The sequence below is a fragment of the Glutamicibacter sp. AOP12-B1-11 genome, assembly GCF_052379245.1.
GTDB lineage: Bacteria > Actinomycetota > Actinomycetes > Actinomycetales > Micrococcaceae > Glutamicibacter.
Genome location: NZ_JBQSYL010000015.1, coordinates 100626 through 107616, shown reverse-complemented (window position 1 = coordinate 107616; position 6991 = coordinate 100626). Strand labels below are relative to the sequence as shown.

General features: G+C 57.9%; 5 protein-coding genes, 1 tRNA gene and 1 rRNA gene. 4 read left to right on the top strand and 3 right to left on the bottom strand.

The genetic code is table 11. From position 1 onward, the window contains the following. Window positions 1-571 precede the first annotated feature (571 nt). A 5S ribosomal RNA gene (gene rrf, locus ACT3UQ_RS10875) occupies window positions 572-688 on the top strand. Between the two features lie 138 nt (window positions 689-826). On the opposite strand, the gene ACT3UQ_RS10870 is transcribed toward rrf, so the two are convergent. From ACT3UQ_RS10870 to ACT3UQ_RS10860, 3 genes are all read right to left on the bottom strand, one after another. Next, the gene (locus ACT3UQ_RS10870; protein WP_096289235.1) at window positions 827-1891 is read right to left on the bottom strand and encodes an ABC transporter ATP-binding protein; all 1065 of its coding nucleotides are present in this window, start codon (window positions 1889-1891) and stop codon (window positions 827-829) included. Window positions 1892-1956: 65 nt separating this feature from the next. Next, window positions 1957-2739: a trehalose-phosphatase gene (otsB, locus tag ACT3UQ_RS10865; protein WP_176484316.1), complete on the bottom strand. Its 783-nt coding sequence runs from the start codon at window positions 2737-2739 to the stop codon at window positions 1957-1959. A gap of 29 nt (window positions 2740-2768) precedes the next feature. Next, window positions 2769-4238 carry an alpha,alpha-trehalose-phosphate synthase (UDP-forming) gene (locus ACT3UQ_RS10860; protein WP_444637097.1) on the bottom strand — a complete coding sequence of 490 codons (1470 nt, stop codon included), beginning with the start codon at window positions 4236-4238 and terminating at the stop codon, window positions 2769-2771. 399 nt (window positions 4239-4637) lie between these two features. Between ACT3UQ_RS10860 and ACT3UQ_RS10855 the strand changes: the two genes are divergently transcribed. The 3 genes from ACT3UQ_RS10855 (at window position 4638) to ACT3UQ_RS10845 (ending at window position 6898) form a co-directional block, all read left to right on the top strand. Beyond that, window positions 4638-5504: a DsbA family protein gene (locus ACT3UQ_RS10855; RefSeq protein WP_096289229.1), complete on the top strand. Its 867-nt coding sequence runs from the start codon at window positions 4638-4640 to the stop codon at window positions 5502-5504. 161 nt (window positions 5505-5665) lie between these two features. Then, window positions 5666-5739, top strand: a tRNA-Thr gene (locus ACT3UQ_RS10850). A 226-nt stretch (window positions 5740-5965) separates the two neighbouring features. Next, a complete protein-coding gene (locus ACT3UQ_RS10845; protein WP_444637096.1) occupies window positions 5966-6898 on the top strand; it encodes a DUF808 domain-containing protein in 933 nt (310 codons plus the stop codon). The last annotated feature ends 93 nt before the right edge of the window (window positions 6899-6991 follow it).

Here is a 6991-nt window from a genome sequence, read left to right as displayed (position 1 = left end):
CCCTCAGATGTTGCTCGACTGGTATTGGGAGCAGAATTCTTTGGCTCTCGCGGCCTGAGTTTAATAAGAAAAAATCAAAGTTCGTGTCTCAGAAACTTGACCAGCTCACGGAAACGTCCGCATACGGCGAATGGCGGGTTGAGCGCCCTGAAACTCGACCAGCTCAATGATATTGAACTCATTGGCCAGAATTTAACTTCAATCAACGTACATACAGCTCCGACAGACAGCTGCTCACGCCGGCCCTGAGCAATAAACTTTGCAATATAAGCCGTTCTGCCGCGGCGAATCCGAATCAATAAACTCGGCGTTGACGCAGCGCATATGGCAGCAATCGATACGCGCTCGGCGGTCTGCACGCATGTCCTGTACCGGCTCAGGAGTCGGAGGGCGGGCAGTGTCTATCAGCTGCACAGGCTGCAACCGAATTGTATTTAGTGTGGCGAAGGGCACCGTCGGATAGGAGCCTATCGATTGGCCCTTAGAAGCCTGGCCCTGTTATAGTTATTGAGTTATCGCAACTGCGAATGACACTGTAATTTTCCCACGGTTTGACCGTGAGGGTTAGAGTTACGGCGATCATAGCGTGGGGGAAACGCCCGGTCCCATACCGAACCCGGAAGCTAAGACCCACTGCGCCGATGGTACTGCACTCGGGAGGGTGTGGGAGAGTAGGTCATCGCCGGGCATATTTTGCCGAAGGTCCCGAGAAATATCTCGGGACCTTCGATGTTTAACCACCGTTCCACGTCCTCCCGTACGGACCGCAAAAGACCGGTTGTGAAACTCTAACGAGTCCTACAACCGGTCTTATTGCTTTCGGAGACTAATCAGCTAGACGCAGGCCCGAGGCGGTGTCGAAGAGGTGCACGTGCTGCCCTAGCGGCAGGATATGCAGTTTCTGGCCGCGGGCAGGCGGGGTGCGGCCGTTGACTCGGACCACGATGGTTTGGCTCTTGCCGCCTAGCTGGGCCGTGCCATAGACATAAGCATCTGCACCCAACTCCTCGACCACATCCACCATCAGCTCTGCACCCTCGCCTGGGGTGGCGAGAGTCAGATCCTCCGGTCGGATGCCCATGGTGGTTGCACCCTGCGCGCCAGGAGCGGGCAAGGAAGTGTTGCCAAAGGCGACCTGACCGTTAGAGGCCTCCAATTCAATGAGATTCATTGCCGGAGATCCGATGAATCCGGCCACGAAAACATTGCGTGGGCGGTCGTAGAGGTCACGGGGAGTGCCAACCTGTTGGATTTCGCCGTCCTTGAGCACCGCCACGCGGTCACCCATGGTCAACGCTTCCACCTGGTCGTGGGTGACATACACGGTGGTGACACCGAGTCGGCGGGTCAGCGATGCGATCTGTGTGCGGGTCTGCACGCGAAGTTTGGCGTCCAAGTTCGACAGCGGCTCGTCCATCAGGAAGACCTGAGGCGAGCGAACGATTGCTCGTCCCATGGCGACGCGCTGGCGCTGGCCGCCGGAGAGCGCCTTCGGCTTGCGGCTTAGATAATTTTCTAGATCCAGCAGCTTTGCAGCTTCGAGGACGCGCTTATTGCGTTCTTCCTTATCGACGCCGGCGATCTTCAGGGCGAAGCCCATGTTTTCAGCGACCGTCATGTGCGGGTAAAGAGCATAGTTCTGGAAGACCATGGCGATATCGCGGTCTTTTGGCGGAACGTTAGTCACGTCCTTATCGCCAATGAGAATTCGCCCGGAGTCGACTTCCTCGAGACCAGCTAGCATGCGCAAGGTAGTCGATTTGCCGCAGCCCGATGGGCCAACTAGAACAAGGAATTCCCCGTCTTCAATCTGCAAATCAATTGCGTCGACTGAAGGCACAAGTGCGCCCGGGTAAATTCGGGTGGCCTTTTCAAAGGTCACAGTTGCCATGATGACAATCCTTTCACGGGCAGGTACGTGCCCGACGATCCGTAGTGAAAGTGATATGGGACACCTTAGTCTCGCATAGAAAGCAGCAATTCCAAAAGTTCGGACAGTATCTCCGGCCCAGAAATGCGGTGCGCGGCCAGTGTAGGGCCTGGGCCTACCTTGATTCCGAGGTCCTCACGGGTGAGGATCCGGAAGCCATCCTCGTCGGTGACGTCATCTCCGACGAAGAGCAGCGCATCAACATCGAGAACCTGGCGCAACCATTGCAAAGCCTGTCCCTTGTCGCCTGCATGGACCGAGGCCTCTAGCACCGCCTTTCCTGCCATGAGGCGCACTTCCGGCAAGTGCGCGAGGGCGTGGTTCCCCTCGGCCAAGGCGGCCTCGGCAATGCCAGGACTTTGGGCTTGGCGTACGTGCAGGACGGTAGCCGAGGGTTTGTGCTCCAGATTGACTCCCTCATGCCGCTGCGCGACTTCGCTCAACCGGGCGGTGATTTCCGTGAGGTTCTCCCGCTGGGCATCGGTGAGTTCCCGTTGTTCTGGCGCATCCGGGGTTACGGACGGAACGCGCCGTTCGGCTCCGTGGGAACCGATCAAGTTATCCGGTCTGGGGGCCGGATACACCGCCGTGAGCGATTCAAGGTTCCGGCCGGAGACCACCGCCGTGTGCACGCCGGATTGTCGCGCAAGTTCGTCAAAGGCTTGTGCGGCCCGCGTGGAAGGCCTGGCGTCTTGGGGGCGGTCCACGAGCGGCGAGAGCGTACCGTCGAAGTCCAAAGCAACCAGGATTCGCCGGTGCCCGGCGAAGGTGGAGAGATCGGCGCGTAATTCGGGCGCGAGATTCGGCACTGTCGTTCCGTTCAGACTAGGCGATGTTATTAACGGCTGGCTACGGCGTTGATTTGGTTCGCTCGCGAATTGATTTCGGCGAGTTCTTCCAAGAAGCGAGCGGACCAACGGGTCACGTCATGTTCCAGCAGATGGCGATTCATTCGACGCATGCGTCGTGCCTGTTCGGATTGGTCCATATTGACCGCCTCGACGATCCTTGCCTTCATGCCATCGATGTCATGAGGGTTGACCAGCACCGCCTGGGTCAACTGATCGGCCGCACCGGTATATTCGGAAAGCACAAGGACTCCACGACCATCCTGATGGGATGCCACGAACTCCTTGGCCACTAGGTTCATCCCATCGCGCAGGGCTGTCACCAGTAGCACATCGGCGGCTAGGTATAGGGCGATCATCTCGCGCAGCGGATAGGAGTGGTGTAAGTAGCGAAGCGTGGTGTGGCTCAGCGTGTCGTGTTGGCCGGTGATCTGGCCGACCATCAGTTCTACCTGATCGCGCAGCTCCATATAGGAATCTACGTTTTCACGGCTTGGGCTGGCTACCTGGATCAGACAGACATCTCCGGCGCGAAGTGCCTGATCGTTGAGCAGCTCGCCATAGGCTTTCAGCCGGTGCCTGATGCCCTTTGTGTAGTCCAGCCGGTCCACGCCAAGCATGATTGTCTTCGGATTGCCCAATTCCAAACGAATCTGTGCGGCGCGGGCAATGATCTGCGGATCACGCGACAGCTTGGCGATTTCTTCGGTATCGATTGAGATCGGATTGGCCACAGCGCGGCACAGATTCTGAATCTTATGCGTCGACGACGGGGTAGCTTCGTGCCCCTTGGTCGAATAGTCGGTGAACCGTCGCAGGCAGCGTAGAAAATTGGACGCATCGGTCTCGCGCTGGAAGCCGACTAGATCGGCTCCGGCCAGACCTTCCAGGATTTGGGTGCGCCAAGGCAGCTGAGAAAACAGGCTGGCGGCGGGGAAAGGGATGTGCAGGAAGAAGCCGATCTTCAGATCGGGGCGTGCCATCCGCAGCATCTGTGGAACCAGCTGCAGCTGGTAGTCGTGGACCCACACGGTGGCATTGTGCGCGGCGGTTCGCACCACCGCGTCAGCGAAACGTTGGTTGACCTTCTTGTAACGGTCCCACCAGGTGCGGTGGTACTCCGGAGGTATGATCACGTCGTGATAGAGCGGCCAGAGGGTGGAATTCGAAAATCCGCCGTAGTAGAGGCTTAGGTCCTGTTCACTGAGCGGGACCGGAACGAGGTGGATGCTGTCCTTGTCGAACTCTTCGAGCTCTTCGTCGATTCCGCCATGCCAGCCGACCCATGCGCCATCCGCGGCAGCCATGATCGGTTCGAGCGCGGTGACCAGACCGCCGGGAGAACGCTGGAACCCTTGGGTGCCATCCGGAAGCGTGATCCGATCCACCGGCAACCGGTTAGCCACCACTACAAAGTCATGGGAATTGCCTTCCGCTACGCCTGCTAGTTCATTACCCACCGTAAACCTCCTGGCCACGTACTTACTGCGAGAAGAAAACCTCGCAGCTTTGTCGGTTGTAAGTGAATGACCTCTTTGTCAGCTCAACTTCACTGTCATCCCGGATTCCGGATGCTAGCCGGAAGCGGGAGGAAACTGTGTTCCATCACTCAATGTACGTGAGAAGCGGCGCGGATGGGCTTTTAACGCCGAATGAGGCCCAAAGATGAACTTATCCGGCATGACTTGGTTGAAGTCTCAAATAACCCCAAAATGGGGCTTTGCATCATGTTGGCGAATGTTATGCGCAACCTGTGAAGGTTGGGGAATCTGGCAATTACGGGGGAGGGCGGCCATTCCATTGGCTAAGCTTGGAAGCAGATTACAGTATTTCCGTTGAGCCAAGGAACATTCGAACTTATGTCTACAAACAACTCGCGTCCGTCCAAAGCGGAGCGCAACGCTAGCGCCCGTGAAAAGGCCGCGCAGCTGCAGGCTGCTCAGGCCTCGGCCCAGAAACGCAAGTCGCTCTTCGTCAAGCTTGGCGTGCTGGCTGCTGTCGTTTTGGTCGTGGTCCTGGTGGTTGTGCTCATCGTGCAGAATAACAACGCCAAGGTTCCGGACGCCGGAGCCGCGCCTCAGGGCGGCAACGCCGCTGGCGGTATTCTGTTGACGTCGCCGACCACCGTTGCAAATACCTCGGGTGTGAAGATCGACAACACCAAACTTGTCGCTCCCGATTCGAAGCCGGCGACTCCCGAACCACGCGATCTGACCGTGGGCGCCAAGGGCGAGCCGATCAACGTGACCTTGTTTGTTGATGCGAACTGCGTCCACTGTGCTGAATTTGAAAGCAAGTATGGGCCGCAGATGAAGCAGTGGTTGGCGGACGGCAAGATCTCCTTGGAATACCGCAACGTCGGCTTCCTCGATGGAAACTCGCCAACGAACTTCTCTTCGCGTGGGGCCAACGCGCTGGCCTGTGTAGCTGACCAGAGCCCAGCAGCCTACTTGGACTTTGCCAGCGCTCTGTGGGGGCACTACGATCAGGGCGAAATGAAGAATGCTGAGATCTCCGAAATGGCGATTGCCGCCGGCGCTTCAGACTCGGTGAAGTCCTGCATCGACAAGGGAACCTACCGTCCGTTCGTGGAAACTGCAACACTAGCTGCCGGCTACGACGGTGTCTTGGGCACTCCGAGCATCTTCATCCAGGGCGAGGTTATGGACCTTGCCAATCAGGACTTTGTCGAAGCAGTTGAGGCGGCCATCAAGGCCAACGCCTAGACTGCCTAAAGCTGCGTGAACTGCGGTCGATAATTTTCTGCCGCTCTGACACGATTCCCGTGGGGAGTGCATCGCTAGCGGTGCGCTCCCCACGGGTGGTTAACGCCGCCAAAGTCTCGATTCGCAGTCGGGCGCAGTCTTCGGATATTCTTATGCAGTACGCCTCCTTAGCTCAGCTGGCCAGAGCAACGCTCTTGTAAAGCGTAGGTCATCGGTTCGAATCCGATAGGGGGCTCGGATGACCCTCGCCGATGTTCAAGCTTGAACCTCGGCGAGGGTCTTTTATTTCCCAACCGCATCTGCGGATCGACCGTGGCTTGCCCCGAAAAATCCGCATTCTTTTGGTGTCTCACAGTTTCTGGGCAACTCAGGGCGCTAAACTTCAGGTGTATTTCCTTGTCGATTCTGGCGCCTGTACGGTGGCACCAAAACGACCGAACAATATCTCAAGGAGTTTTGGCATGGCCGGTGGACTCGTGGCTCTTCTGGATGACGTCGCAGCCCTCGTAAAGGTCACGGCGGCGTCACTCGACGACATCGCTATGGGAGCTGCGAAGGCAAGCACCAAGTCGCTTGGAGTCGTCATCGACGATGCGGCTGTCACCCCGCAATACGTGGCCGGGCTATCGCCCAAGCGGGAGCTTCCGATCATTTGGAAGATCGCCGTTGGGTCAATCCGGAACAAGATGCTGTTCATCCTTCCGGTGGCTCTGATCCTTTCGCAGTTCGCTCCGTGGGCGCTCACCCCGATCCTGATGCTCGGAGGTGCCTATCTTGTTTTTGAAGGGGCCGAAAAGCTGCTTGAAGCGATGGGCGTGGTCAAGCACCACACACCGGGCGGCAAGGAGGGAGTGCGCAACGAAAAAGCGATCATCGGCGCGGCGGTGCGGACAGACCTCGTGCTCTCAGCGGAGATCATGGTCATCTCGCTGAACGAAGTGTCCCACGAACCATTCTTGAATCGCGCGCTAATCCTGATTGTGATCGCTATCCTGATGACCGTGGTGGTCTATGGTGCGGTGGGGCTGATCGTGAAGATGGATGACATTGGACTGCACATGGCGCAGAAGGCATCCAAGCTGTCGCAGAAGGTTGGCCGTGGCCTGGTCAAGGCCATGCCGATCGTGATGTCGATCCTCGGCAAGGTAGGTGTGGTGGCGATGCTCTGGGTCGGTGGCCACCTAATTCTGGTCGGGATGGACGAGCTGGGCTGGCACGCCCCCTACGGTTTTGTGCATCATATGGAACTGCTGGTGCACGAGGCTACCGGTTCGGCCGGGGCGATCTTGGGCTGGGTGACGAATACCGCCTTTTCTTGCATCGCCGGATTCTTGATTGGTTGCGTGGTTGCCGCCGCTGTCGTGGGCATCAACAAGCTGCGTGCCAAGCACTAACGAGCTTTGCAGGCCGGCCACGTAGAATAGGCAGATAAGAAACTTGCCCCGCCGTAAAACCTGCCAGTCGCGAAGTCTGCCGGTGTTTCGCAC